The sequence below is a fragment of the Nocardia seriolae NBRC 15557 genome (genome assembly GCF_007990715.1).
Taxonomy (GTDB): domain Bacteria; phylum Actinomycetota; class Actinomycetes; order Mycobacteriales; family Mycobacteriaceae; genus Nocardia; species Nocardia seriolae.
In genome coordinates this window covers 16474-41336 of the sequence record NZ_BJWY01000008.1, presented here as the reverse complement: position 1 = coordinate 41336, position 24863 = coordinate 16474, and the positions used below count along the sequence as shown (strand labels likewise).

Here is a 24863-nt window from a genome sequence, read left to right as displayed (position 1 = left end):
CTGCCGAAATGTCTCACCCCTCGGAGGCATTCGGGGTGACGGCGACGCCTATGGATGCGTCCGCGCCCCGAAAAGCCTTGTGCACCTTGATCGCCAGGGCTCCGGCATAGCGGTATTTGCGCGATACCGCCGCGCGTACCTCCTCGGTGCCCGCCGCGTCGAGGATTCGTGCGAGGCCCGTGATGATTTCGTCGCTGCGGGGCTTGCCGCGCCCGTCACAGGGTTGGAGGGCGATCCGGGGATTGCGGCGAATTCTCTTCACCTTGCCCGTGTCCGGCGTTGTCCAGACGACGATTCGGTCGCCGTCGGGGGCGATCCATACCGGCGTGGAGACGGGTGAGCCGTCCTTCTTGTAGGTAGTGAGGAGGGCGTATTTGGCTTGGGCTACATCGTTCCAGGTCATGCCGTCAACGCTAGGCAGCCGGACGAGGGCGGGCATCGGCCTGGACGCGCGAACGCGAGTACGCCTGCAGCCGTACGGTCGATATCGGTTATGCGCCCGCGGTGGTGCGGGTGGTGATCCAGGAGCGCCAGTCGGTGACGAAGTCGGTGTAGGTGGTGCCGAGGTTGTCGCGGAGGGCGGTGGCGGTGGCGGCGCGGTCCTTCGGGCCGGAGGCGAGGGCGTGGTAGAGGGCTACCAGCTTCGGGTCGCCGTAGTGGTCGGCGATGAAAGCGCAGGCGGACCAGCCTTGTTCGTAGGCCAGGGAGGCTTGGCCGCTGGTAGGGGTGAACATGGCGTCGGCGGGCAGCTCGGCGGGGAGGTCGCCGGCGCGGGCCTTGGTGGTGAGGGTGGGGGCGATGTCGGTGGCGGGGCGGTGCATGCCGCGGTAGGCGGTGTACTCGGCTGCGCCTTCGAGCATCCAGAGGGGGGAACCGTCGACCGTGGTCGCGCGGGTGGCCATGTGGGTCAGTTCGTGGCGGAGGACCGAGCGCAGGGTGTCGGGGCCCAGGCGGTGACCGGCTTCGGGGCCGAAAACTACGCGCTGGCCGGTCAATTCGGCGCCGGGGCGGGTGGGGTCGGCGACGGTGGAGGCGGCTACCTCGGCGGGGACGTCGCCGACCGCGTGGGTGAGGGCGGCGAATTCGGCGGGAGTGGAGGCGACCGCTACCACGGGGGCCTGATTCCATTGCGGGCCCCACAGGGCGGTGACCGCGGTGGTGGAGGCGGCGAGTTCGCTTGCGAGGACGTCGATGTCGGCGCGCTGGGCGGGGTGGCCGAGGATGATGCCGACGCGGCCGGAGGCGGTGGTCACCGGTTCGGCGACCAGTTTGCCGTAGTAGGACATGGTGCGCTTCAGTTGCGGCACCTGCGGATCGGTCGCGGTGAGGCCGCCGGTGTCCGGGCTCGGGGCGACCGCGCGCAGGGTGGGCAGCACCGAGTTCGGGAGCATGAGCAGGGCGCCGCAGGCGGCGGTCAGGGCGGTGACCATGATCAGGGTGGCGACGAACTGGAATCGCCGTCGGGCCGACAACCAGCCGCGGACCTGCCGCAGAGCGCTCATCGCCACCTCGTCGTGCTCATGCGCGGTTCGGGGTCAGAACCGGCGTGCCGAATGGAACGGTGTGGAACCCATCGGCGCGACCTGGACCGGTATGCCGAATGTCGAAGCGTGCAGCATCAAGCCATTGCCCGCGTAGATGCCCACGTGCGAGATGTCAGAGTAGAAGAAGACCACATCGCCGGGCTGCAGGTCCTTCTCGTCGACCGGCGTGCCGAAGCCGGATTGCTGCTGACTGGTGCGCGGCACGTTCTTGCCGACCTGGTGGAAGGCCCACTGCACGAGACCGGAGCAGTCGAATTGGTCGGGCCCGGTGGCACCCCAGACGTACGGGTCGCCGACGCGGGTGAGCCCGGCGGCCAGCGCACTGGTGCCGGAACCGGGGACCAGGCCGCGCAGCATGCTGTCGCGGTCGAAGCCGGGCGGGAACATGGAGCCCGCGAGCGCGGACTTGTCACCGGCGGAGAGCTGACCCCACGCCGCGATCACCCCGGCCATGGAGCCTTGCAGCGCAGCGCGTTTGGACTCCAGGTCGGAGCGGACCGTGTCGGCCGCGGCGCTGGCCGCGCGGGCGGCCTCGGCGGCGGTGCGAGCGGCACCGTCGGCGGCGGCGGCCGCGTCGGTGGCCTTCTCGTACTGGCCCAGTTGATCATTCGTGCGCGCACCGACGAAATCCACGATGGACATCTGGTCGAGCAGCTGCTGCGGTGAATTGCTGACCAGTAGCGAGGTCAGCCGATTGGTGCGGCTGCCGAGCAGCGCGGAGGTGGCGGCGCGATCGATGACCGGCCGGTAGCGGGCGATCTCGGCCTTGGCCGCGTCCAGCGCCGCGGCGGCCGCGCCGGCCTTCTGGTCGGCGGCGTTGGCGGCGGCGAGCTTGGTGTCCAGATCGGCCTGCGCATTGAGTGCCTGCTGATTGAGCTGCTCGGATTGCCGCGACAGGTCGATGAGCCGCTGCACCGCTTCCCCAGCAGATGCCGGTGCGGAGACTGGATCGGCCGTCGCGGGTCCGATGCCAAGGGTGCCGTAGGAGCCGATCATGAGGGCGCCTACCGCGAGGGCTCCACCCACCAGTCGCGTACTTCGATGACTCAGTGTTCGCTGACCGTGTGTCCGATGATGTCGCTTTTGCGCTGCCACCGCTGGTGTCGTCCCGTTCTCTTACCCCGAGCTGGTCAAGAAGGTCTCGATAAGATTACGAAACGGCGACCGGTTGTGTCCAGCAGGCCACGGAACCATTACGGTCCCCGCCTCGAAATCCGACGCAGGATCAGATGCGGACGGCGCCCGCGAACGGCATGGAGGAGATCGGCGCGACCTTCACCGGCTGACCGGAGGTGGACGCGTGCACCACATTGCCGTCGCCGATGTAGATGCCGGAGTGGCCGCCGCCGTAGAACGACACCACGTCGCCCGGCTGCAGCTCGTCGAACGAGACCGGAGCGCCGGCGCCGGCCTGCTCGTAGCTGGTGCGCGGGAGGCTGACACCGGCCTGCGCGTAGGACCACTGCACCAGGCCGGAGCAGTCGAAGGCGTTCGGGCCCGCGGCGCCGTACACGTACGGGTCGCCCAGGCGGCTCATGGCGGCGTCGACCGCGGCCTGGTGGAAGTTGTTCTGCTGGGCCGGAGCCGGGGCCGGGCCCTGGGGGGGTGACGATGCCCGGAATGGCCGGGATGTTCACCGGGATGGACGCCGGGGCGCCCGGGATGGCCGGGAGCTGGATCTGGTCGGGCACGTCGAAGGTGCCGATCGGCGTGGTCACCGGCTGAGCCGAGGCGGGAGTGGCGGGCAGCAGCAGCGCGCTCAGCGTGGCAGCGCCGACGGCACCGGCCGCAGCGGCACGACGCGCAGTGCGCTGCATGCCCCGGACCTGTCGCTTGACGGTGGTGGTCGCCATGATGAGGTACTTCCAATCTGCCCCGCGACGCCACACCCGGTGGTGCGTCGGACTCCGCGAGGTCTCAGGAAGATTACGAGGACATAACGGTGCTTTGTAAAGCCGAGGCGGTCGGTACGTGACTCGAAATTGTTACGCGGGCCCATTTCGGTGCGACAAACGTCACAGCAATCACGAAACAATAACAACGAGCGTTTACGAGGGAGCGTCCCGATGGCTACCGACGGGTAGACCAAGCACGCTCGAGACCCTCCCGAACTCGACGAATTCCGCATAACACAAGGTCAGAGCCATGGCCCGCGACCTGGGAGTCTGCGACACGCTAGGGCGACACGCCCGACCGCAGGACAGCGGGGCAGCACACGCCGCAAGCCGATCCGAACCGAACGACCGCTTACTCAAAACTGATCCATAATTCGAATTAAAGTGACCCTGGTCACAATCCTGCATATTTCAGCAATTCGAGGATTGCAGCTCGAGAATCTCGACTACATATTCAGACATTTCCCCAGGTCGCGAAGATCAACTCCCCGACCCGTCCCCGGGTTCCCACCCACATCACGAAAAACCCCTGATCAGACGGTCACGATCGCCATAGCGCCGCCGCTCGACCAGCGTTTTTCCGCCACGCTCGGAGCCCGGCGGGCACCCGATCGGCGACCTCGAGCAACGCGAATCCGCGCCCGGAGACCGGGATTGGGCCCCGCGCACGCGAACCGGCCCGGCTTGTCGGACCCTGGGCCTAGGCTTGCCGTCCGTGTCTTCGAGATCGGATCCGGCCGCGCAGCTGGCCTTCGACGAGCTCGAAACCCCGCTCTACGACACGACGTTCGTGGTGGTCGACCTCGAGACCACCGGGACCAGCCCGGAGGGTGACTCGATCACCGAGATCGGGGCCGTGAAGGTGCGCGGCGGCGAGGTGCTCGGCGAGTTCGCGACGCTGGTGAATCCCGGCTGCGCGATCCCGCCGCAGATCGTGCAGATCACCGGGATCACCACGGCCATGGTGGTGGACGCGCCGCGCATCGAGCAGGTGCTGCCCGGATTTCTGGAGTTCGCGCGCGGCGCGGTGCTGGTCGCTCACAATGCCCGCTTCGACGTGGGTTTCCTGAAGGCCGCGGCGGCGCGCTGCGAATTGCCGTGGCCCGCTGTCCAAACGGTGTGCACGGTGCTGCTGGCGCGGCGGGTGCTGCCGCGCGAGGAGGCGCCCTCGGCCAAGCTCTGGTACCTCGCGCAGCTGCTGGGCGCGGAGACCCGGCCGACGCACCGGGCGCTCGATGACGCCAAGGCCACCGTGGACGTGCTGCACGCGCTCATCGCGCGGGTGGGCAATCAGGGCGTGCACAGCCTCACCGAGCTGCTCGACTACCTGCCCGAGGTGACACGACGCCAGCGCGCCAAACGCACGATGGCGGCGGACCTTCCGGCCACGCCCGGCGTCTATCTGTTCCGCGGGCCGTCCGACGAAGTCCTCTACATAGGAACCGCGGTGAATCTGCGCCGCCGCGTCCGCAACTACTTCACCGGTTCCGACACCCGCCCGCGCATGCGCGAGATGGTCCAGCTGGCCACCCGGGTCGATCACGTGGAGTGCGCACACGGCCTGGAAGCCGGTGTCCGGGAGCTGCGCCTGCTGCTGGCGCACACTCCGCCCTACAACCGAAGATCCAAATTCCCGCAGCGCGCCTGGTGGCTGACCCTGACCGACGAGCCCTTCCCCCGCTTCGCCGTCTCCCGCACCCCCACCCGGGACGCCCTGGGCCCGTTCACCAATCGCACCGACGCCCAGGAGATCGCCGCCACCCTCGCCGAGCAGGCGGGCCTGCGCACCTGCACGACGCGCATCCCCCGGAACGGGCGTCACGATTGCCGGCCCGCCGTGATCGGAGGTTGCCCCGCGAGCGCTCAAAACAGCCCCCTATATATAAAGGAATACGAACGAGCCCCCGCCGCCGTCCGCGCCCTGTTCACCGGCGCCGATGACACCCTCCTGCACGCCATCGCCGCAAAGCTCGAAACCCTCTCCACCGCAGAGCATTTCGAGGCCGCGGCCCGCCTCCGTGACCGCACCGTGGCGGTGGTCCGGGCCCTGCGCCGCACCCAGCGCCTGGCCGCCCTCGCCGCCATCCCCGAACTGATCGCCGCCCACCCCGACGGCTCGGGCGGCTGGGAGTTCGCGATCATCCGCCACGCCCGCCTGGCCGCCGCCGGTACCGCGGTCCGCGGCGTCTCCCCCATGGCCGTCGTCGACCGCCTCGCCGCCTCCGCCGAAACCGTCATCCCGCCCAGTCTTTCCGCCCCCGGCGAGGACCCCGTTCATCCCCCGCTGCGCGGCGCCCTCCCGGAGGAAGCCGGTCTGCTCGTGCGCTGGCTCGAGCAACCCGGCACCCGTATCGTCCGTACCACCGACGGCTACGGCGAACCCCGCCTGGGCGCGGGCCCCTGGCTCGACTGGGTGGCGCGCGCCGAAGCCGCACACGCAATCCGAGCCGAGCCCGACCGATGAACCCGAACATTGGCGAGAATGGCGGGATGTACGTCCCCGATGTCGACCGCTGGAACCACAACATCGAGTACCACTCCCTGCTGGCATCGGCGGTCGCGAAGGCCCGCACCGTCCTCGACGTCGGCTGCGGAGAAGGCATGCTGGCGCGCCGAATTCGCCGCACCGGCGCCGAGGTCACCGGCATCGACCCCGACCCCACCAGCATCGAACTCGCCCGCGACCAGTCCCCCGAGAACGACATCACCTATCTCCAGGCCGATTTCCTCCGGTACCCGTTCGAACCGCGCTCCTTCGACGGCATCGTCTCCATCGCGGCCCTGCACTACATGGACACCGTCGCGGCGCTGACCCGCATGCGCGAGCTGCTGCGACCGGGCGGCACCCTCGCGGTGATCGGCATGGCCCGCAACGACTTTCCCGCCGACCTCCCCTGGGAAGCCGCAGCCCTGCTCACCAGCCTCGAGAAACGCCTGTTCCGCGCCCAGTGGGCGCACCCTTCCCCGGTCGTCTGGCCGCCACCGGAAACCTACGCCGAGGTCCGGCGCACAGCCGCGGACCTGCTACCCGGCGTCCACTACCGCCGCCACCGCCTCTGGCGCTACTCCCTGATCTGGACCGAGCCGAATCGCCCGCCCCGCAGGGCTAGTCGCTAGCCCGGAAGCTGGGCGCGACCGGGCGGGTGGCCCCGCCAGCGGCGGTAGGCATGGCTGAAGGCGGCGGAATCTGAATAGCCGAGGCGGCGGCCCACGGCCTCGACGGTGAGGCCCTGTTCGAGGAGTTCGGTGGCGAGCAACTGCCGGACCTGGTCGAGGACTCCGCGAAAGCTGGTGTGTTCCGCGGCGAGCCGACGGTGCAGGGTCCGCTCGGACACGGCCAGTTCGCGGGCCACCTCGGTCAGGGACAGCATGTCGGCGGGATTGCGCAGCAGCAGATGCCGCACCTGGGCGGCCACCCCGGTGAATCGGCCCCCGCGCGCAACGCATCGATCGGGCCCGCTCCTACGTACCCGACGACGCCGTGGACCGAGTCGTCCGCGGCATGTTCCGCACCGACACCGTGATCGACACGGCCGTCGAGGATTTCGCGACCCTGGGCCGGGGCACCGGCTGGCGCCTGCTCGCCAACGCCCTGCGTGATCGCGACCCGAACCCACCCGGCGCCCCGGACTCGCTGCGCGAACTCCTCACTCCCCTGCTGACCCCGCCCGACTGGTTCGACCCCGATCAGGTCCGCCGCGGCGCCGAACTCTGGTGGCGCTTCGCCCCCGCCGTGATCATCGGCCTCGGCGGCACCCTCATGACCGCCTACGCCTTCGGCGACCTCAACAAACCCCAGGCCATGAACTCCCGCTCCGAAACCATGGCCGCCCGCCGCTACGAGGAGACCGCCCGCTGGGTCCTGTCCGCCACCGACCCCGGCACCCTCGCCCCCGGCGGCACCGGTTTCGACGCCACCGTCCGAATCCGCTTCGTGCACGCCATGGTCCGCCACCACCTGCGGCTGAGCGGCAACTGGCAGCGCACCGCCTGGGGCGACCCCATCCACACCACCGGCATGGCCATCACCGCCCACGGCTTCCTGCTCATGCCCCTGGCCATGTACGACCTCTTCGACATGCCCCTGACCCCCGACGAACTGGACGCCATCCGCCAATTATGGTGCTGGATCGCCTATCTCATGGGGGTCCCCCACGACCTCCGAGCCCACTCCATCGAAGACGCCCAGCACATCACCCGAGCCGCCACCATCATCTTCGCCCCGCCCGACGAGGACACCGAAATCCTCACCCGAGCCCTCCTCCGCACCGGTCTCCGCCCCGACCAGATCCTCCCCCAACCCCTCCGCCGCCTCTCCGCCCCCATCCTCCGCCCCCTCATCTCCACCCTCGTCTGGGGCGGCACCGGCCGCATAGTCACCGCCTACTCCACCCCCGACGGCACCCCACCCCGAAACCACCCCCTGATCCTCACCCTCCGCCAACTGGCCCGCACCCGCGAATACCTCCGCCGCTCCGGCAAACTCGGCCCCGACCACCACATCGCCGCGACCCAGCGCCGAGTCCTGACCACCGCCCTCGACGCCATGAAGGCCGCCTCCGCCCCTCTCGATCCCGCCCATGCCGTCACCCGTCGCGCCTGAAACGGGGAAGGCCCCGAGTCGAAATCGACTCGGGGCCTTCCCTTGTGACGAGCGGTGATCAGTGATCGGACTGCTTGCCGGAGGCGGCGTTCTGGGCCGACTCCAGGGCGGTGAGCATGTCGTGCTCTTCCTCGTGGGCGAGGGCGACGTTCTGCTCCTGCTCCGACGCGGGGTCGGCGCGGAGGAACGAGCCGGTGCCGGGCTTGCCGGCGGAGCCCAGCTTGGACATCCGCTTGGGCACCGGGGCGCCCTGGTAATCCAGCGGGATGGGGTGGCCGTGCGAGTCGACCGGGCCCAGGGGCTGGTGCACCTCGATGTACTCACCGTGCGGAAGGCGCTTGATGACACCGGTTTCGATGCCGTGCTCGAGCACCGCGCGGTCGCTGCGCTGCAGGCCGATGCAGAACCGGTACGCCACGAAGTAGGCGAGCGGCGGGGCCAGCAGCAGGGCGATGCGGAAGAACCAGGTCGTCGCGTTCAGCGAGATGTCGAACTTGAGCGACAGGATGTCGTTCACACACGCCAGGGTCAGCACCATGTAGAACGCGATGGCCATGGCACCGATGGCGGTGCGGACCGGCACGTCGCGCGGACGCTGCAGCAGGTTGTGGCGGGCGGTGTCGCCGGTGAGGCGCTTCTCGATCCACGGGTAGGCGATCAGCACGGTGAACACCAGGCCCATGATCAGGGCGACCCAGAACGGCGCCGGGACCGTGTAGCGGCCCAGGTACAGCTCCCACGGAGGCATGAGACGCGCCATACCGTCGGTCCACATCATGTAGAAGTCCGGCTGCGAACCCGCAGAGACCTGAGACGGGTTGTAGGGACCCAGGTTCCAGATCGGGTTGATCTGGAAGACGCCACCCATGATGGCGACGACGCCCAGGGTGAAGGCGAAGAACGCGCCCTGGTCGGCGGCGAACACCGGGATGATCCGGGCGCCGACGACGTTCTTCTCGGTGCGGCCCGGTCCGGGGAACTGGGTGTGCTTCTGGTACCACACCAGCGCCACGTGCGCGGCGATGAGCGCCAGGATGATGCCCGGCAGCAGCAGCACGTGCGCGATGTACAGACGCGGAATGATGATGGTGCCCGGGAAGTCACCGCCGAAGATCAGCCAGTGCATCCAGGTGCCGATGACCGGCACACCCATGGTGATACCACCGAAGGCGGCGCGCAGACCGGTACCGGAGAGCAGGTCGTCCGGGATCGAGTAGCCGAAGAAGCCCTCGAACATGGCCAGGATCAGCAGCAGCGAGCCGATCACCCAGTTCGCCTCACGCGGCTTGCGGAACGCGCCGGTGAAGAAGATGCGGAACAGGTGGATGATGATCGACGACGCGAAAAGCAGTGCCGCCCAGTGGTGCACCTGGCGCACGAACAGACCGCCGCGCACCTCGAAGGAGATGTTCAGCGCGGTCTCATATGCCCGCGACATGGTGACACCGCGCAGGGGCTGGTAGATGCCCTGGTAGGTGACCTCGCTCATGGACGGGTCGAAGTACAGCGTCAGGTAGATACCCGACAGCAGCAGGATGATGAACGCGTACAGCGCGATCTCACCGAGCAGGAACGACCAGTGGGTCGGGAAGACCTTGGTGATCGAGCGCTTGGCGAAGGCCGCGACGCGGTACCGTTCGTCGATTTCGTTGGCCTGCACGGCCGCTTTGCTCGGGCTCATGAACGACGCTCCCAGTAGGCCGGGCCGAGGGGCTCGATGAAGTCGTGCTGGGCGACCAGGTAGCCATCGGCATTGACGGTGATCGGCAACTGCGGCAGCGCACGCGCGGCCGGACCGAAGACCGGCTTACCCCACTCGGTCGCGGAGAACTGCGACTGGTGGCACGGGCACAGAATGCGGTTGGTCTGCTGCTCGAACAGCGAGGTGGGGCAGCCGAGGTGGGTGCAGATCTTCGAGTAGGCGAAGTAGTCGCCGTAGTTGAAGCTCTCCTGGCCCTTGCGCTTGATGGCGTGCTCGGCGTCGTGGGTGCGCAGGCGGATCAGCATGACCGCGTTGCGGATTCCGCGCAGCGACTCCAGCGTTTCCTTCTCGTTGCCGCGCCAGGATTCCTTCCAGGGGAAGACGGTCTCCATGGCGCCCGCGTCCAGATCCTCCGGCTTCACGAGAACGATGTCCTCGGGACGGCCGGTGTCACGACGCAGGAAGATGGTCTCGCCCGGGTAGTCCGGGGTCCAGCCCGAGACCCACAGCGGCGACTTGTCGCCCTTGGCCCACGGGTTCTTGATCATGCCGCCGACGAAGACCAGCAGCGCGCCCACGCCCAGCAGGCCCGCGCCCAGGCCCGCGGTGCGGGTGATGAGCTTGCGGCGGCCCAGGGTCGAGGTCTCGCCCGCGTCCACCAGCTGCGCGACCAGGGTGCGGCGGTCGACCTCCTTGGAGGTGCCGTCGTGGCGATCCTGGATGGAGATCTCGGCCGGGATGAAGTGCTTGCGGATCAGCACCACGGCAATACCGATGGCCAGCACCGCGATACCGAGGGTGAGGCCGTAGAGCGGGGTGGTCAGCGTGTAGGCGCCGTTCCCGTCCTGGTGACGCCCCTTGTACTCCCAGGGCCAGAACAGGTAGATGCCGATGAGCGCCGCGGCCGAGATGGCCGAGATGCCGAACCACATCGCGACCTTGCGCTCGGCGCGCTTCTCCGCGCGAGTGCCCTCGACGGGCCAGCGCGGCGCACGGTAGGCGACGTCGACGCCGTCGAGCTTCGTACCGAGCTCGACCAGCTCGTCGCGCGACATCGTGTCGAGCTGCTCGTCGGTGGGGTCGGTGGGGATGTCCCCCATGCTGTTTCGCTCCTGTTCGCTCATGGCTGTGTCCGATCGGTCATGGCCGCGGGCCCTCCATGGTTACGCTGCGCTGCCGCCTCCGGGCCTGACGCGGTCATGACCGGGAACCGATCCACATCGCGGATCCGACCAGGACCACGATGCCGACGACCCAGATCGCCAGGCCCTCGGTCGCGGGACCGAAGCCGCCGAGCCCGTAGCCGCCCTCGGACTTGGTCTCCATGCGGTCCTTGATGTAGGCGACGATGTCCTGCTTCTCCTCCGGCGTCAGCTGCCGGTCGGAGAACTTGGGCATGTTCTGCGGGCCGGTGAGCATGGCCAGGTAGATCTGCTGCTCGGAGGCCTCTACCAGCGGGGGCGCGAACTTGCCCGAGGACAGCGCGCCACCCTTGCCGGTGAAGTTGTGGCAGGACGCGCAGTTCATGCGGAACAGCTCGCCACCGCGGCCCAGATCGCGGTCCGCGATGAGGGATTCCTGCGAGACCGAGCCGTCGCCGTCGCGTCGCACGGTCGGACCGCCGCCCTGGGACTGGACGTAGGCGCCGAGCGCGTCGGTCTGGTGCGCGTCGAACTTGGCGGGCTTGCGCACGATCTGCGCCTCGTTGCGGGCCGCGGGCATGCGGCCGGAGGAGACCTGGAAGTAGACCGCGGCCTCACCGACGCCGATCAGGCTGGGGCCGCGATCCTGGACGCCCTGCAGGTTGACACCGTGGCAGGTGACGCAGGAGGTGTCGTAGATCTGCTTGCCCTCGCGGATCAGCGCGGACTGGTCCTCTTTAGCCGTCGCGACCTGAGCCTGCGGGGTCAGGGCCGACGCCGCGAAGCCGGCTCCGACGAGGCCCATCAGGAGAACCAGACCGCCCACCAGCCGCCGACGCGTCCGGCGCTGCTTGCGGATCTTGGTGGCCTGGCCGATCCCCTCGGGATCTGGCGCTGACGGGGGAGATGAACTCATCTGTGTCCCTTTGGAGTAGACGGAACCGACTTGTACAAGCTGTTTTCGCCGACGCGGGCTGGGCATCGGCCGTGTCCGGGGTTAGCGGACGAAGTAGATCGTCGCGAAGAGTGCGATCCAGACGATGTCGACGAAGTGCCAGTAGTACGAGACGACGATCGCCGCGGTGGCCTGCGCCGGGGTGAACTTGCTGAGCTTGGTGCGCACCAGCAGGAAGATGAACGCGATGAGACCGCCGATGACGTGCAGACCGTGGAAGCCGGTGGTGATGTAGAACACCGCGCCGTACACCGAGCTGGAGATCGAGGTGCCCTCGCGCACGAGGTTGGTGTACTCGTAGCCCTGACCGCCGACGAAGAACGCGCCCATCAGGAAGGTCAGCACGTACCAGCGGCGCAGGCCGAACACGTCACCGCGCTCGGCGGCGAAGACGCCCATCTGGCAGGTGAAGGAGGACAGCACGAGCACCAGCGTGACCGGCACGGCGAGCTTCAGGTTCAGCTCGGTCGGCTCCGGCGGCCAGTTTCCGTGCGCCTGCGCGCGAGCAACGAAGTACATGGCGAACAGGCCGGCGAAGAACATCAGCTCGCTCGACAGCCAGATGATGGTACCGACGCTGACCATGTTGGGCCGGTTCAGCGAATGCACACGCTGGGTAATGGCCGATCCTGGGGTCCCTACTGCGGTCGTCACGCCGGTAAGTATGACTTGTCGTAGTACGACAGACATAGCGGGGTACGAAACTTCGTCGTACGTGTCGGAAAGCCCAGGGCGAGCGAGCGTCTCGCGGGGCCTCTCGGCGTGTCACGGTGGAGCCTAGATTGCGCAGGTAAGAGGAAGCTGAGCTGTGCAGAGAGGGTGCTATGAGCGTGAAATCGTGGTGGCAGCGGATGGTCGGCCGGAGCGCGGCAACGGAACTGGACCCGGCGCGCCCCGATCTGGTGGTGGTCGCATCGAGTTTCGATGACACCGAAGCCTGTTCAGCGGCCCTGGGCAAGGCCCTGGAGTGGACCACCGATGCTCCGGTAGTCCTCCGGCACCACCTTCGAATTCCCGCCGACCGGGTGAATGAGGTGCAAGTCATCGCCGCGCAAATCGGCTATGACACAGCCTCGGCCGACACGACCGGCCCGGCGAACCTGGTGCTGCGGCGCGTGCAGGTGCTCGACGCCCTGCACTGTTCGCAAGAGCGTTCCCGCATTGCCGCGATCGCCCACCGCCACGACGGGGACGTGCTGGGCTGGGATGCGTTGCAGCCCGCGAAGCCGGGCCGGTAGCGGGGGTTCGGGGGTCGAAGACCCCTGAGAGTCCCGAGAGTTGGGTTCTCCGCACTAGGCTTGTTCCCATGAGCGCGCGCACCTGGCGAGAAGTTCTCGGCATCCTCACCGATGGCAACGATCTGTCCTCGGACGAGGCCGCGTGGGCGATGAACGAGATCTTCACCGACAACGCCACGTCCGCGCAGATCGCGGCCTTCGGCGTGGCCCTGAAGATGAAGGGCCCGACCCCGACCGAGCTGAAAGGCCTGGCCAGCGGCATGCTCTCGCACGCGCGCCGGGTCCGCCACGAGGGCGGGGCGGTCGATATCGTCGGCACCGGCGGTGACCGTTCGGGCAGCGTGAACATCTCCACCATGTCCTCGATCGTGGTGGCCGCCAGCGGAATTCCGGTGATCAAGCACGGCAACCGGGCGGCGTCGTCCAAGAGCGGCGGCGCGGACGTGCTCGAGGCGCTGGGCGTGAAGATCGCGCTGGGCCCGGAATCGGTGGCCGAATGCGTGCGTCAGACCGGTATCGGCTTCTGCTTCGCGCCGGTGTTCCATCCCTCGCTGCGCTTCGCCAGCAAGGCGCGCGGCGAGATCGGCATTCCGACGGTCTTCAATATCCTGGGCCCGCTGACCAATCCGGCCCAGCCCGGCGCGGGCCTGATCGGCTGCGCCTTCCCGGATCTGGTGCCGGTGATCGCGGGCGTGTTCGCCGAGCGCGGGGCCTCGGCGCTGGTGGTGCGCGGCAATGACGGCCTGGACGAGATCACCACCGCCGACACCACCGACGCGTGGGTGGTCGCGGGCGGATTTCGGCACGAAACCACCATCGACCCAACGCAATTGGGCATTGAGCGGGTGGATCCCTCGGCGCTGCGCGGCGGCGACGCGGAGATGAACGCGGTCATCGCCCGCAATATGCTCGCGGGCGATCCCGGCCCGGTGCGCGATGCCGTGCTGCTGAATTCGGCGGCCGCGCTGGTGGCCTACGACCTGCGTCCGGAGGAGGTCGAACTCGACCTGCATCCCAAGCTGGCCGTGGCCCTGAAGCGGGTGGCCGAGACCGTCGATTCCGGTGCCGCCGCGAACCTGCTGGATCGCTGGGTCACCGTCTCCAACGAGCTCGGCGCGGACTAACCGCGCTTGGTGGCCTCGATGAACTCGCGCATGGCGTCGAAACTCTTGACGCCCGGGGCGAGTTCGACGGAGCTGGACACGTCGACACCGTAGGGCCGGTGCGCCTCGATGACGCCCGCGACATTGTCGGCGTCCAGGCCACCGGCCAGCACAACCTTGCCGGGCACCTTCGCGAGCCAGTCCGGGAATTCGGAGAAGGTGCCCGATCCGACGCTGGCGTCGTAGAAGAAGTACTCGTAAGCCTGCTGGGGGGCGGGCTCATTTGCCGAGCAGTAGGCGAGATTCGGCAGGTCGGTCCAGTTGTAGAGCTGCACGACGTCGAACTCGTCCAGCACGTCGGCGATCTCGCTCCGGTCGAGCGCCACCACGAAGGTGGCGATCCGGCCGCGCGCGTACGCGGCCAGCGCGCGGGCCTGCTCGGGGGTGCGATAGCGCTTGCTCTTGCGCGTGCCCATCACCCCGATGGCGGAGTAGCCGAGCTCGACGGCCCAGTCGATCTGTTCCTCGGTGGTCAGTCCGCACACCTTCACGAACATGGCTGGTTCCCTCTCGTGTTCACCGTTGGGATCGGGTCACAACGGCGTTACAGTTTCGACATGCGATACGCAGTGGTGCTATCCGGCCTGGTGGTCGTGTTCCTGGGCGTCGGCGTCCCGGTGAGCTCGGCGCACTGGGCCCGCGCGGAGGCCACCGATTCCGGCACCCTGACCGTGGACGGACGTAACTATGGAACGCCCGGCGACTGCGTGACCGTCCGCAGTGTCCCGCGTCGCCTGAACATCGACAACGAAACCGCGTTGCGGGCCAACGTGTACCTGTTCCCCGGTTGCAAGGGCGGGGTCACGCACGTCATCGAACCGGGTCACACCGGTACCGCCCTCGGGGCGTCGATCCAGACCCGCTGATCCCGGCGGCTATTCGCCGATCGAGAACCCGGCCTCCACATCGGCGCGCGAGTAGGACTTGAACGCGATGTGGGTGGCGGTGCGCAGCACGCCCGGCGTCTTGTTGACGCGCCCGGTGACCACCTCGGCGATCTCCTCGTGATCGCGCACCCGGACCACGGCGATCAGATCCACATCCCCCGCACACGAATAGACCTCGGCCACACCCTTGATGTCGGCGAGCTCCTGCGCGGTCTCGGGAATCCGATCCGGCTCGGCGGAGATCAGCACAATCGCGGTAATCATGCGCCCAACTCTAGCCGCGTCCGTCCGCGATGGAACCGGTGTGGTCGAGCGGGCCGAGTGGTGTGCAGACCATCGCGCGGTGTTCACCGGCTGAGGGGAGGCACCCGGCGTGAATTGTCTTGCGCCAGTGACGGGATTCGAACCCGCGATTTCTTCCTCGACAGAGAAGCGAGGACTCCGAACTCCTCCACACCGGCTGGACCACCCCACGTCCTGCGCGCCAGGGCGTCGGTGGCGCCGATGACAGTAACGACCCCTCCCGAAATCCGAAACCGAATTTCCGGAGGGGCCGCCGTTCGATGGGTGCCGGTCACCACTGGCCGGGGACGTAGTCGCCGCCGACGTTGCCGGAGATGACGTTCAGGCGGTTCCAGGCGTTGATGGTGGCGATCAGGGAGATCAGGGCACCGATCTGGTCGTCGTCGTAGTGCTTGCGGACCTGGGCCCAGGTGTCCTCGGTGATGCCGGGTGACGCGTCGGCGAGGCGGGTGCCCTCCTCGGTCAGTGCCAGGGCGGCGCGTTCGGCGTCGGTGAAGACGGTGGATTCCTTCCACGCGGCGATCATGGCCAGGCGGACGGGGGTTTCGCCGGCATGGGCGGCGTCCTTGGTGTGCATGTCCAGGCACATGCCGCAGCGGTTGATCTGGGAGGCACGGATTTTCACCAGTTCCTGGACGGCCTTGGGCAGCGTCGACTCCTCGGCGATGCGGCCCGCGTTGTTGAGGCGCTTGACGAACTTGGTGGTGATCTCGTTCTCGAACATGGCGAAGCGGGTCATTGTTCTCTCGATTCCGTGTGCTGTTGGCTTCGTCGGGTTGACGACGCGGCGCGCACGGGTGTGACATCAGCTCGGCTGTGACACCGGTCACCATGGCGCACTGCCCCCATTTTTCGGATCTTGATTTCGCGAAATCGCCTCCACGGAAGTGAATCCGGCGAGATCATGATTCGGAAGATTGTGAACCGACCGGTAGTCACACTCCGGCTACCTAGGGGGTTGCGATGCTCGACGCAGGCAGACATCGGAAGATCACATCCAGCGGTCAATGGCAGGGCGTCCGCCCGGAGCTGCGACGACGCAGTCCCGGCCGCCATCATCGGCCGATTCCCAACACCATTCGCATCCGGACATTGCAGGCGCTGCTGCCGGGCGCGACCGTCATCGCGCTGGCCACCGGTGCCGCCCCGGCCTTCGCCGACGCGGCACCGGCGTACCTGGACCCGGACCCCATCACCCCGGACCCCCTGGCGGCCGAGGCGGATTCCACGACGCCCGCCGCCGAGCCCGTCGCGGGCCAGGTGCCGGACCGGGTCGATCCACTGGCGGGGTTGTCCAGTGATGTGCTGGCCAGCATCGACGCCTTCTCGACGCTGAACTTCCCGGGCGTCGACCTACCCGGGGTGAATCTGCCCGCCCTGTTCACCCCCGACACCGCCATCGTGGTGCTCGGGTACGGTCTGCTGCCCGACGGCCAGATGCGCCCCGAGCTCATGTCCCGCCTCTACGCCGGGTACGTCTCGGCCCTGTTGTCCCCGCGGGCCCCGGTCATCGTGACCGGCGGCAATCCGCAGAACGGGGTGACCGAGGCCGATGCCATGGCCGATTGGCTGGTCGAGCACGGCATCGACCGCGACCGCATTCACACCGAGACCAAGGCGAATTCGACGGTGCAGAACGCGGCGTTCTCGGCGCAGCTCATGGACGTCATCGGCGCGCACGCGGCCATCCTGATCACCTCGGCGGACCATATCGCGCGGGCGCTGACGAATTTCCAGGCGGCGGGGATCTCCGTGGTGGCGACCATGACGCCGGATGCCGCCCCGCTGTCGGCGGTGCCGTTCGGGCCGCACGCCTAGGCCCACGCGCGAAGAACAACCAGGCCCACGCACGGAAAACGATGGCCCGCCGATCGATTCGATCGGCGGGCCATCATCCCCCGAACCTCAGGAGAGGTAGCGTGCGATGCTCTCCGCGACGCAGGCGGGCTTGTCCTGGCCCTCGATCTCGACGGTCACCGTGCGCACGGCCTGCACGCCGCCGGGGATGTCGGTGACGGCGTCGAGGGTGAACCGCCCGCGGATGCGGCTGTCCACCCGGACCGGGTTGATGAAGCGAACCTTGTTGAGCCCGTAGTTGATCGCCATATTCGCCGCGCTGACGGTCATGACCTGCGCGGTCATCGGCACCACCAGCGACAGGGTGAGGAATCCGTGCGCGATGGTGCGCCCGTAGGGTCCGGCGGCGGCGCGTTCGGCGTCGACGTGGATCCACTGGTGGTCGTCGGTGGCGTCGGCGAAGGTGTCGATGCGCTTCTGGTCCACGGTGATCCAGTCGCTGACCCCGAGCTCGGTGCCGACGGCGGCCCGTAGCCGGTCGAAGTCGTTGAAGTCGATCATGGTGAGGTTTCCTCCGCTCAGGCGTAGCGCTGCTTCAGTTCGCGCTTGAGGATCTTGTGGGTTGGCCCCATGGGCAATTCGGTGACGAACTCGACGCGGCGCGGGTACTTGTACCGTGCCACATGCTCTTTCGCGTAGTCGATGACTTCCTCGGCCGACAGCGGTCCCGACGGCACCACGACCGCGAGGATCTCTTCGCCGTAGTTCTCGTCCGGCACACCGATGATCGCCACCTGCGCGATGTTCGGATGCCGCAGCAGTGCCGCTTCGACCTCGGTCGGGTACACGTTGAACCCGCCGCGGATGATCATCTCCTTGATCCGGTCGACGATGCGCAGGTAGCCCTGCTCGTCCTTGATGCCGAGGTCGCCGGTGCGGAACCAGCCGTCCACCATGACCTCCGCGGTGGCCTCGGGATTGCCGGTGTAGCCGCTGAACACATTGTGGCCGCGCACCACGAACTCGCCGATGGTGCCGGTGGGCAGCAGGTCGATGCGGTCGCGGTGCTCGGCGTCGGCGATCTCCACCTCGACGCCCCACACCGGATGCCCGACGGTCCCGACCTTGGGGCCGAGCAGCGGTTGGTTCACCGTTGCGGTGGGCGAGGTTTCGGACAGGCCGTAGCCCTCGAGGATGTGCGAGCCGAAGACCTTCTCGAATTCCTCGATGATGACCGGCGGCATGGCCGCGCCGCCGCTGATGCACAGCCGCAGCTTCGGCAGCTCCGTCGCGGCCTCGGCCGCCTCGAGCAGGCCGTGGTACATGGTCGGGACACCGTGGAAGGTGTTGATGTTCTCCCGCACCATGAGCTCGAGCGCCTGTGCCGCATCGAATCTCGGCAGCAGCACCAGGGTCGCGCCCAGCCGCCAGTGCGAGTTCATGGATACGGTCTGCCCGAACACGTGGAACAGCGGCAGCGCCCCGAGCGCGATGTCCTCGCGCTGGACCTCGTTGGCGTCGAAGGCGTTCACGGTGGCGCACATGACCATATTGAGGTGGCTGAGCTCCGCGCCCTTGGGCCGCCCGGTGGTGCCGCTGGTGTAGAACACCACCGCCGTATCCAGCGGGCTGCGCGCCACGTAGGTCGGAATCGCCTCGCCTGTAAGCTCTTTCGGACCCAGGCAGTCGATCCCGACCCGGCTCGCGGCTTCCTTGCCGACCGCCTCCACCATCGGATGGCAGATCATGACCTTGGCCCCGCTGTCGCGCAGCACGTATTCGGCCTCGTCCGCGGTGAGCAGCAGGTGTACCGGCACCACGGTCGCCCCCGCCGCCAGAATGGCGAAGTAGGCGCGCGGGAAATCCGCGGTATTGGGCCCCATGAGCGCGACCCGGTCCCCCGGCCGCACCCCGAGTTCGATGAGCGCCCCGGCCTGTTCGCGGGCCTGCCGCCACAGATCCCGGAAGCTGATGCGCTGCTCGCCCTCGATCAGGGCGATATGGTCGGGCCGCCGCCACGCCGGTTCGGCGAGGATGCTGGCCAGGGAGAGAGTCGCGTTCATCGATACCTCGGGTTTCGAGACGGGATCAGAGACCCATGTTCTTGGCGATGATCATTTTCATGACTTCGCTTGTGCCGCCGTAGATCCGGTTGACCCGGTTGTCGGCGTACAGGCGGGCGATCGGGTATTCGTTGATGAAGCCGTAGCCGCCGTGCAACTGGAGGCAGCGGTCGATGACGCGGTGGGCGACCTCGGTGCAGAACAGCTTGGCCGAGGCGGCGTCGGCGGCCGTCAAGGTGCCGTTGTCGAGGGCCTCGAGGGCGCGGTCGACGACGGCTTCGGCGGCGTCGACCTCGGCCTGGCAGGCGGCGAGTTCGAACTTGGTGTTCTGGAAGCTGGCGACCGGCTGGCCGAAGACGTTGCGCTGCTGCGTGTAATCCTTGGCGAACCGGATGGCGGCCTTGGCCTGCGCGTACGCGCCGACGGCGATGGACGCCCGCTCCTGGGGCAGGTTCTGACCCAGGTAGGAGAAGCCCTTGTGCTCCTCACCGAGCAAGTCCTCGACCGGCACCTTGACGTCGGTGAAGTTGAGTTCGGCGGTGTCGGAGACCTTGAGGCCCAGCTTGTCGAGCTTGCGGCCGACGGTGTAGCCCGCCGACTTGGTGTCCACCGCGAACAGCGAAATCCCGTGGCGGCGATCGCCTTCGGCGGGCGCGGCGGTGCGGGCGCACACGATGACGCGGTCGGCGAGCACGCCGCCGGTGAGGAAGGTCTTGGACCCGTTCAGCACGTAGTGCGTGCCGTCCGCGGAAAGCTTTGCGGTGGTGCGCATTCCGGCCAGGTCCGAGCCGGTGCCGGGCTCGGTCATGGCGATGGCGAACATGGTCTCGCCGGACACGAAGCCGGGCAGCCAGCGCTCCTTCTGCTCCTGGGTGGCCAGGTTCAGGATGTAGGGCAGGCACAGCCCTACGTGCACGCCCGAGCCGCCCAGCGACACCGCGGCCCGCGCGCACTCCTCGAGGAGAATGGCCTGGAACTTGAAGGATTCGATGCCCGCGCCACCGAACTCCTCGGGCACCTCGATGCCGAAGACACCGAGTTCGCCCAGCTTGTAATAGAACTCGCGCGGCGCGATACCGGCGGCGTACCACTCCTCGTAGACCGGCACGACCTCGGCTTCGAGGAAAGCCCGCACGGTCTCGCGGACGGCTTCGTGGTCCTTGTCGAAAATTGTTCTCTGCATAGTGCTCTCTTGTTCTGGCGAAAGGGGTTTCAGGGGAAGCCCCTGAGAGCTCCCGAGAGTTGGGCCTGGTCAGAGACGGCGTCCGCCGTCGACGTAAATGGTCTGGCCGGTGACGAAGGAGGCATCGTCGGAGACCAGGAAGGAAACGACGTTCGCGATGTCGGCCGGTTCGCCGACGCGACGCAGCGGGGTGATCTTGGCGGCCTCGGCGCGGAATTCCTCGGGCGAGACTCCCACCCGGGCGGCGGTGGCATCGGTCATCTCGGTGACGATGAACCCGGGCGCGACGGCATTGACATTGATGCCGAACGGCCCCAATTCCATTGCCAGCGTACGGGTCAGCCCCTGGATACCCATCTTGGCGGCCGAGTAGTTGGCCTGCCCGCGCGCACCCAGCGCCGACACGCTGGAGGTGTTCACGATCTTGCCGGACTTCTGCTTCACCATGTACTTCTGCGCCTCGCGCGAGCACAGGAACGCGCCCTTGAGGTGCACCGACATCACGATGTCCCAGTCGTCCACCGACATCTTGAACAGCAGGTTGTCGCGCAGCACGCCGGCATTGTTGACCAGTACGTCGACCGAACCCAGTTCCGCCGCAACGCGTTCGAACGCGGCCGCGACCTGCGTCTCGTCGGTGACATTGCAGCCCACCGCGATGGCCTTGCCGCCCTTGGCGACAATGGCGTCCACCGCGTCCTTGCAGGCCGCCTCGTCGAGATCGACGATGGCGACGGCGAATCCGTCGGCGGCCAGGCGGGCGGCGGTGCCCGCGCCGATGCCGCGGGCGGCGCCGGTCACGACTGCGACTTTCGACATGAGGTGAATCTCCCTGTCTGTGAGGATGGTCAGAGGAAGGCGTTCACGCCGGTGAGGGCGCGCCCGATGAGCAGCTTCTGAATCTGGCTGGTGCCCTCGTAGAGGGTGAGCACCCGGGAATCGCGCAGGTACTTCGACACCGGGTACTCGTCGATGTAGCCGTATCCGCCGAACACCTGGATGGCATTGTTGGCGGCCTTCACCGCGGCCTCGCTGGCGAACAGCTTGGCCACCGAGGCCTCGGTGCCGAACGGCTTGCCCTTCTCGACGAGGTCGGCGACCCGCCAGGTGAGCAGCCGCGCCGCCTCGACATCGACGGCGATATCGGCGATGAGTTCCTGAACCAGCTGGTAGGAGGCGATCGGCTTGCCGAACTGTTCGCGCTCCCCAGCGTATTTCACGGCGGCCTCCAGGCAGCCCTTGGCGACGCCGACGCACCCGGCGGCCACGCCCATGCGCCCCTTGTCCAGGGCCGCCATGGCGATCTTGAAGCCCTGACCGAGCTCGCCGAGCCGGTTGGCGTCGGGCACCCGGACCCCGTCGAGCACCAGCTCCGCGGTGGCCTGCCCGCGCAGGCCGAGCTTGCCCTTGATCTCGGTGCGCGCGAACCCGGGCGCGTCGGTGGGCACCAGGAACGCGGTCACGCCCTTGGGCCCGGGCCCGCCGGTGCGCGCGAAGATGATCGCGACTTCGGCCCAGGTGCCATTGGTGATGAAGATCTTGGTGCCCGACAGCAGCCAATCATCGCCGTCCGCAACGGCTTTGGTGGTCAGGCTGCCCGCGTCCGAGCCGGTGCCCGGTTCGGTGAGCCCGAAGCAGCCCAGCGCCTGCCCGGCGCACAGCCGCGGCAGCCACTCCCGCTTCTGCGCCTCGGTGCCGTAGGTCTTGATGGTCTTGGAAACCAGCCCGAGCGAGACCGACACGATGCCGCGCACCGAGCTGTCCCCGCGCCCGAGCTCCTCGAGCAGCAGGCAGTAGTCGGTGGCGGTGCCGCCGGACCCGCCGTACTCCTCGGGGATCTCGATGCCGAGAAAGCCCATCTCACCGAGCTTTCCGACGATCGCGGTATCCACCGCCTCGGCCCGGTCCCAGGCCGCCGCGTGCGGGACGACCTCTTTGTCCCCCAGGCGCGTGCCAGGTCGCGCAGTTCGCGCTGCGACTCGCCGAGTTCGAAGTCCATGGTTGCGAAAGCTCCTAACCGAACGTTGTTAGGTTTATGACTCGAAGCTATCCTAACAGTGTTCGGTTAATCAAGGACCGGGTGATAAATTCGACCTCCGCCGGGGGATCACTGGGGTCCGCCACAAGGAGGTGAGCCGGATGGCCAGGCCGAAAGTGCCGCTGCTGAGCCGCGAACGCATCAGCGAGGCGGCGCTCACCCTGATCGACCGCGACGGTCTCGCCGAGCTGTCCATGCGCAAGCTCGCCGCCGAGCTGGGCGTGCAGGCCGCCTCGCTCTACACCCACTACCGCACCAAGGACGCACTGCTCGACGACATCGCGGGCGGCATCATGGCCCGCGTCGACACCTCCGCCTTCGATTCGGGCGACTGGCGCACCGGCCTGACGGCTTGGGCCCACTCCTACCGTGACGCGCTGGTGCGGCACCCCAATTTCGTCGCCTACCTGGCAGCCGGTCCCGGCACCCGCGACGAGAATCTCCGCCACGCCGACGCCGTCCACGGCGGCCTGGTCTCGGCGGGCTGGCCCCCGCGCGAAGCGACGATGATCGGCGCGGCCACCCGCTACCTGGTGATGGGAGCCACCATGGGCTCGTTCTCCCGCGGCTTCATCGACGACGTCCAGGTCTATCGGGACCGCTATCCGCACCTGGAGCAGGCGCATCTGCTGCGCGCCAAGGCCGACGAAATCGACTCCGAGAGTTTCGAATTGGCGCTGTCCGCATTCACCGACGGGTTGCAGCTGCGCTACGACGCCATCGGCAAGAGGCGGGCCCGCCGGCAGCGGGCCCGCCTCACCGGATCCGAATCCGATTAGGAGATATGCGTTTTCGCCTCGTCGTAGCCGGCCGCGGCGGGCGCGGCGGCCGGACCGTAGACCAGGTGCACGACCCCGGTCTCGAACGGCGTGGCCGACAGCAGCCGCAGCGGAATCGGCGTTCCCTCATCGAAGAGCCGCATCGCGCCGTTGCGCAGCACGACCGGGTGCACCAGCAGGTGCAGTTCGTCGATGAGTTCCGCCGCGAGCAGCTGCCGCACGATCGAGGTGGATCCGCTCAGCGTGATGTCGCCGCCTTCCTCGGCCTTCAGCAGCGCCGCGGTCTCCACCAGATCCCCTTGCGGCTGTTCGGAATTGCGCCAGGTGAGGTCGACCGCGCCGTGCGAGAAGACGATCTTGCGCATATCGCCGAGCGCCTTGGCGAACCCGGCGTCCTCCCCGCCCTCGGCTTCCCGATCGGGCCAGGCACCCGCGAATCCCTCATAGGTGACCCGCCCGAACAGCATGGTGTCGGCGGACGCGACCAGCGTCGAAACGGCCTCGCCCATCTCCTCGCTGAAGTACGGGAAGTGCCAGTCCTGCGGGTCGGCGATGACGCCGTCGAGGGAGATGAACATGCCAGCGGTGATCTTGCGCATTTCGGTGTGCTCCTTACCAGTGCGTTGTGAATGTCGGCCGCGCGGTTACCGATATGACGACGCCTCGACCGGAAATTCATCGGTGCCGTACCTCCCACGGGTGAGATGCGGCTGCCCCTGCGGTAGCGGAGACCGAACTGGCCGGAATGCCCATCGCGCGGGTCACCGGGCGACCGTATGCGGAGGAGATCGAGCGCCGGATCGTCCAGCCGCCCGGCCTCGGGGACACCTTCTTCCTCGGGGACGATCAGGCGATTCCGGGGGCTTCGGATCAGACCGGCAGCAGCTGCCGGATGAGCTTCCAGCGTAGCGGGATCACGCCCTCGGTCCGGAAGGCCCGCAGCAGCGATACCGCCGCGTGGTGCGGGGTCGGACTGATCGGGATCCCCGCCGCGGCCAACTGCCACGGCAGCGGACGCCTCGGGTCCGGTAGCGCCATCGCCCGCATGCCGAGCGCGCGGGCCTCCATCAGCCCGTCGACCGAATTGAGCAGCGCCACCACGTTTCCCGGTGCCATGCCCAGCGATTCGAGCGAGATCTCCAGCAGCTCGGCAGACATGGAACCCTCGACCGGATCACCGACGACAATGCTGGACACCTGCTCGAACAGCTCCGGCAGCAGATCGGTCAGCGCCGCGACGTAGCGGGCCGGTGCGGTGGTGGCGACGGCGACCGGAACGTAACCCGCGAGCGCGCGCACCATCGCCTCCGCCCCGTCGACCACACGAACCTGCCGCGGATCATCGGCACCCAGCTCGTCCGACTCGATCAGGGTCCCGTCCAGATCCATGACGACCGCAGCGATCATGCCGAACTCCTCACCTCGAGATAGCGACAATTCGATCACCAGCCTAGGTCGAAAAGCACAGGCATGGGCGCGGCGTCGGAAGGATATATCCTTCCGACGCCGGGTCCCGGCACAAAAAACACGTGGCCCCGAGCCGGAATCAGCTCGGGGCCACGGAGTTTCGG

At 68.0% G+C, this 24863-nt stretch carries 27 protein-coding genes and 1 tRNA gene; 8 read left to right on the top strand and 20 right to left on the bottom strand.

All coding sequences use genetic code 11. The annotated features are described in order from the left end of the window. Positions 1-13: 13 nt before the first annotated feature. The 4 genes from NS2_RS04205 to NS2_RS38700 form a co-directional block, all read right to left on the bottom strand. A complete protein-coding gene (locus NS2_RS04205) occupies positions 14-403 on the bottom strand; it encodes a PPOX class F420-dependent oxidoreductase (RefSeq protein WP_033085825.1) in 390 nt (129 codons plus the stop codon). Between the two features lie 88 nt (positions 404-491). Next, a complete protein-coding gene (locus tag NS2_RS04200) occupies positions 492-1502 on the bottom strand; it encodes a hypothetical protein (protein ID WP_033085826.1) in 1011 nt (336 codons plus the stop codon). A 33-nt stretch (positions 1503-1535) separates the two neighbouring features. Further along, positions 1536-2540 (bottom strand): NlpC/P60 family protein, encoded by a 1005-nt coding sequence (locus NS2_RS04195; RefSeq protein ID WP_045436706.1) that lies wholly within the window; start codon positions 2538-2540, stop codon positions 1536-1538. Between the two features lie 229 nt (positions 2541-2769). Beyond that, positions 2770-3081 carry a C40 family peptidase gene (locus tag NS2_RS38700; protein ID WP_083608365.1) on the bottom strand — a complete coding sequence of 104 codons (312 nt, stop codon included), beginning with the start codon at positions 3079-3081 and terminating at the stop codon, positions 2770-2772. A gap of 1073 nt (positions 3082-4154) precedes the next feature. Between NS2_RS38700 and NS2_RS04185 the strand changes: the two genes are divergently transcribed. Together NS2_RS04185 and NS2_RS04180 are read left to right on the top strand one after the other, a co-directional pair. Further along, on the top strand, positions 4155-5903 hold the full coding sequence (locus NS2_RS04185; RefSeq protein WP_033085827.1) for a DEDD exonuclease domain-containing protein: 1749 nt from the start codon (positions 4155-4157) through the stop codon (positions 5901-5903). Between the two features lie 26 nt (positions 5904-5929). Next, a complete protein-coding gene (locus tag NS2_RS04180; protein WP_033085872.1) occupies positions 5930-6556 on the top strand; it encodes a class I SAM-dependent methyltransferase in 627 nt (208 codons plus the stop codon). Here the strand turns inward: NS2_RS04180 and NS2_RS04175 are convergent. Further along, positions 6553-6855 (bottom strand): helix-turn-helix transcriptional regulator, encoded by a 303-nt coding sequence (locus NS2_RS04175; RefSeq protein ID WP_036551731.1) that lies wholly within the window; start codon positions 6853-6855, stop codon positions 6553-6555. The two genes, NS2_RS04180 and NS2_RS04175, sit on opposite strands and share 4 nt — an antisense overlap. A gap of 65 nt (positions 6856-6920) precedes the next feature. On the opposite strand from NS2_RS04175, the gene NS2_RS04170 reads away from it, so the two are divergent. Next, the gene (locus NS2_RS04170; RefSeq protein WP_033085829.1) at positions 6921-8042 is read left to right on the top strand and encodes an oxygenase MpaB family protein; all 1122 of its coding nucleotides are present in this window, start codon (positions 6921-6923) and stop codon (positions 8040-8042) included. 58 nt (positions 8043-8100) lie between these two features. Here the strand turns inward: NS2_RS04170 and qcrB are convergent, their stop codons facing one another. The 4 genes from qcrB to ctaE all read right to left on the bottom strand — a co-directional run bounded on the left by qcrB (position 8101) and on the right by ctaE (position 12495). Continuing rightward, positions 8101-9723 (bottom strand): cytochrome bc1 complex cytochrome b subunit, encoded by a 1623-nt coding sequence (gene qcrB / locus NS2_RS04165; RefSeq protein WP_033085830.1) that lies wholly within the window; start codon positions 9721-9723, stop codon positions 8101-8103. Next, complete coding sequence (gene qcrA / locus NS2_RS04160) at positions 9720-10868, bottom strand: cytochrome bc1 complex Rieske iron-sulfur subunit (RefSeq protein ID WP_033085831.1); 1149 nt, start codon at positions 10866-10868, stop codon at positions 9720-9722. The genes qcrB and qcrA overlap by 4 nt, the downstream gene beginning before the upstream one ends. A gap of 73 nt (positions 10869-10941) precedes the next feature. After that, positions 10942-11802, bottom strand: a complete 861-nt coding sequence (gene qcrC / locus NS2_RS04155; RefSeq protein WP_045436685.1) for a cytochrome bc1 complex diheme cytochrome c subunit — start codon at positions 11800-11802, stop codon at positions 10942-10944. A gap of 81 nt (positions 11803-11883) precedes the next feature. Next, a complete protein-coding gene (gene ctaE / locus NS2_RS04150; RefSeq protein ID WP_033085832.1) occupies positions 11884-12495 on the bottom strand; it encodes an aa3-type cytochrome oxidase subunit III in 612 nt (203 codons plus the stop codon). 170 nt (positions 12496-12665) lie between these two features. On the opposite strand from ctaE, the gene NS2_RS04145 reads away from it, so the two are divergent. Both NS2_RS04145 and trpD read left to right on the top strand, forming a co-directional pair. Next, positions 12666-13079 carry a hypothetical protein gene (locus NS2_RS04145; RefSeq protein ID WP_071811997.1) on the top strand — a complete coding sequence of 138 codons (414 nt, stop codon included), beginning with the start codon at positions 12666-12668 and terminating at the stop codon, positions 13077-13079. A 68-nt stretch (positions 13080-13147) separates the two neighbouring features. After that, positions 13148-14203 carry an anthranilate phosphoribosyltransferase gene (trpD, locus tag NS2_RS04140; protein WP_033085834.1) on the top strand — a complete coding sequence of 352 codons (1056 nt, stop codon included), beginning with the start codon at positions 13148-13150 and terminating at the stop codon, positions 14201-14203. On the opposite strand, the gene trpF is transcribed toward trpD, so the two are convergent. Beyond that, positions 14200-14739 carry a phosphoribosylanthranilate isomerase gene (gene trpF, locus NS2_RS04135; RefSeq protein ID WP_052085991.1) on the bottom strand — a complete coding sequence of 180 codons (540 nt, stop codon included), beginning with the start codon at positions 14737-14739 and terminating at the stop codon, positions 14200-14202. The genes trpD and trpF overlap by 4 nt on opposite strands. Positions 14740-14799: 60 nt before the next feature. Here trpF and NS2_RS04130 point away from each other — a divergent pair, with 60 nt between their 5' ends. Next, positions 14800-15108 carry a hypothetical protein gene (locus NS2_RS04130; RefSeq protein WP_033085835.1) on the top strand — a complete coding sequence of 103 codons (309 nt, stop codon included), beginning with the start codon at positions 14800-14802 and terminating at the stop codon, positions 15106-15108. A gap of 9 nt (positions 15109-15117) precedes the next feature. Here NS2_RS04130 and NS2_RS04125 read toward each other — a convergent pair whose 3' ends face one another. From NS2_RS04125 to NS2_RS04115, 3 genes are all read right to left on the bottom strand, one after another. Next, the gene (locus NS2_RS04125) at positions 15118-15393 is read right to left on the bottom strand and encodes an Lrp/AsnC family transcriptional regulator (RefSeq protein ID WP_033085836.1); all 276 of its coding nucleotides are present in this window, start codon (positions 15391-15393) and stop codon (positions 15118-15120) included. Between the two features lie 122 nt (positions 15394-15515). Further along, positions 15516-15590 (bottom strand) — tRNA-Asp (locus NS2_RS04120). A gap of 113 nt (positions 15591-15703) precedes the next feature. After that, positions 15704-16171: a carboxymuconolactone decarboxylase family protein gene (locus NS2_RS04115; RefSeq protein ID WP_033085837.1), complete on the bottom strand. Its 468-nt coding sequence runs from the start codon at positions 16169-16171 to the stop codon at positions 15704-15706. Positions 16172-16395: 224 nt separating this feature from the next. Between NS2_RS04115 and NS2_RS04110 the strand changes: the two genes are divergently transcribed. Next, on the top strand, positions 16396-17250 hold the full coding sequence (locus tag NS2_RS04110) for a YdcF family protein (RefSeq protein WP_081985648.1): 855 nt from the start codon (positions 16396-16398) through the stop codon (positions 17248-17250). A gap of 87 nt (positions 17251-17337) precedes the next feature. Here the strand turns inward: NS2_RS04110 and NS2_RS04105 are convergent, their stop codons facing one another. The 5 genes from NS2_RS04105 to NS2_RS04085 form a co-directional block, all read right to left on the bottom strand. Continuing rightward, entirely contained in the window at positions 17338-17790 is a 453-nt protein-coding gene (locus NS2_RS04105; protein ID WP_033085839.1) for a MaoC family dehydratase, read from the bottom strand. Positions 17791-17807: 17 nt separating this feature from the next. Then, on the bottom strand, positions 17808-19292 hold the full coding sequence (locus NS2_RS04100; protein ID WP_147207077.1) for a long-chain-fatty-acid--CoA ligase: 1485 nt from the start codon (positions 19290-19292) through the stop codon (positions 17808-17810). 25 nt (positions 19293-19317) lie between these two features. Continuing rightward, on the bottom strand, positions 19318-20475 hold the full coding sequence (locus NS2_RS04095; RefSeq protein WP_033085841.1) for an acyl-CoA dehydrogenase family protein: 1158 nt from the start codon (positions 20473-20475) through the stop codon (positions 19318-19320). Positions 20476-20544: 69 nt separating this feature from the next. Then, entirely contained in the window at positions 20545-21294 is a 750-nt protein-coding gene (gene fabG / locus NS2_RS04090) for a 3-oxoacyl-ACP reductase FabG (RefSeq protein WP_033085842.1), read from the bottom strand. Positions 21295-21323: 29 nt separating this feature from the next. Continuing rightward, positions 21324-22367: an acyl-CoA dehydrogenase family protein gene (locus tag NS2_RS04085; protein WP_231993006.1), complete on the bottom strand. Its 1044-nt coding sequence runs from the start codon at positions 22365-22367 to the stop codon at positions 21324-21326. 247 nt (positions 22368-22614) lie between these two features. Here NS2_RS04085 and NS2_RS04080 point away from each other — a divergent pair, with 247 nt between their 5' ends. Beyond that, on the top strand, positions 22615-23292 hold the full coding sequence (locus tag NS2_RS04080; protein ID WP_033085843.1) for a TetR/AcrR family transcriptional regulator: 678 nt from the start codon (positions 22615-22617) through the stop codon (positions 23290-23292). Here NS2_RS04080 and NS2_RS04075 read toward each other — a convergent pair. Beyond that, positions 23289-23891 (bottom strand): dihydrofolate reductase family protein, encoded by a 603-nt coding sequence (locus NS2_RS04075; RefSeq protein WP_033085844.1) that lies wholly within the window; start codon positions 23889-23891, stop codon positions 23289-23291. The genes NS2_RS04080 and NS2_RS04075 overlap by 4 nt on opposite strands. Positions 23892-24162: 271 nt before the next feature. Continuing rightward, positions 24163-24699, bottom strand: coding sequence for an HAD family hydrolase (locus NS2_RS04070; RefSeq protein ID WP_033085845.1), 537 nt, complete (start codon positions 24697-24699; stop codon positions 24163-24165). Between the last annotated feature and the right edge of the window lie 164 nt (positions 24700-24863).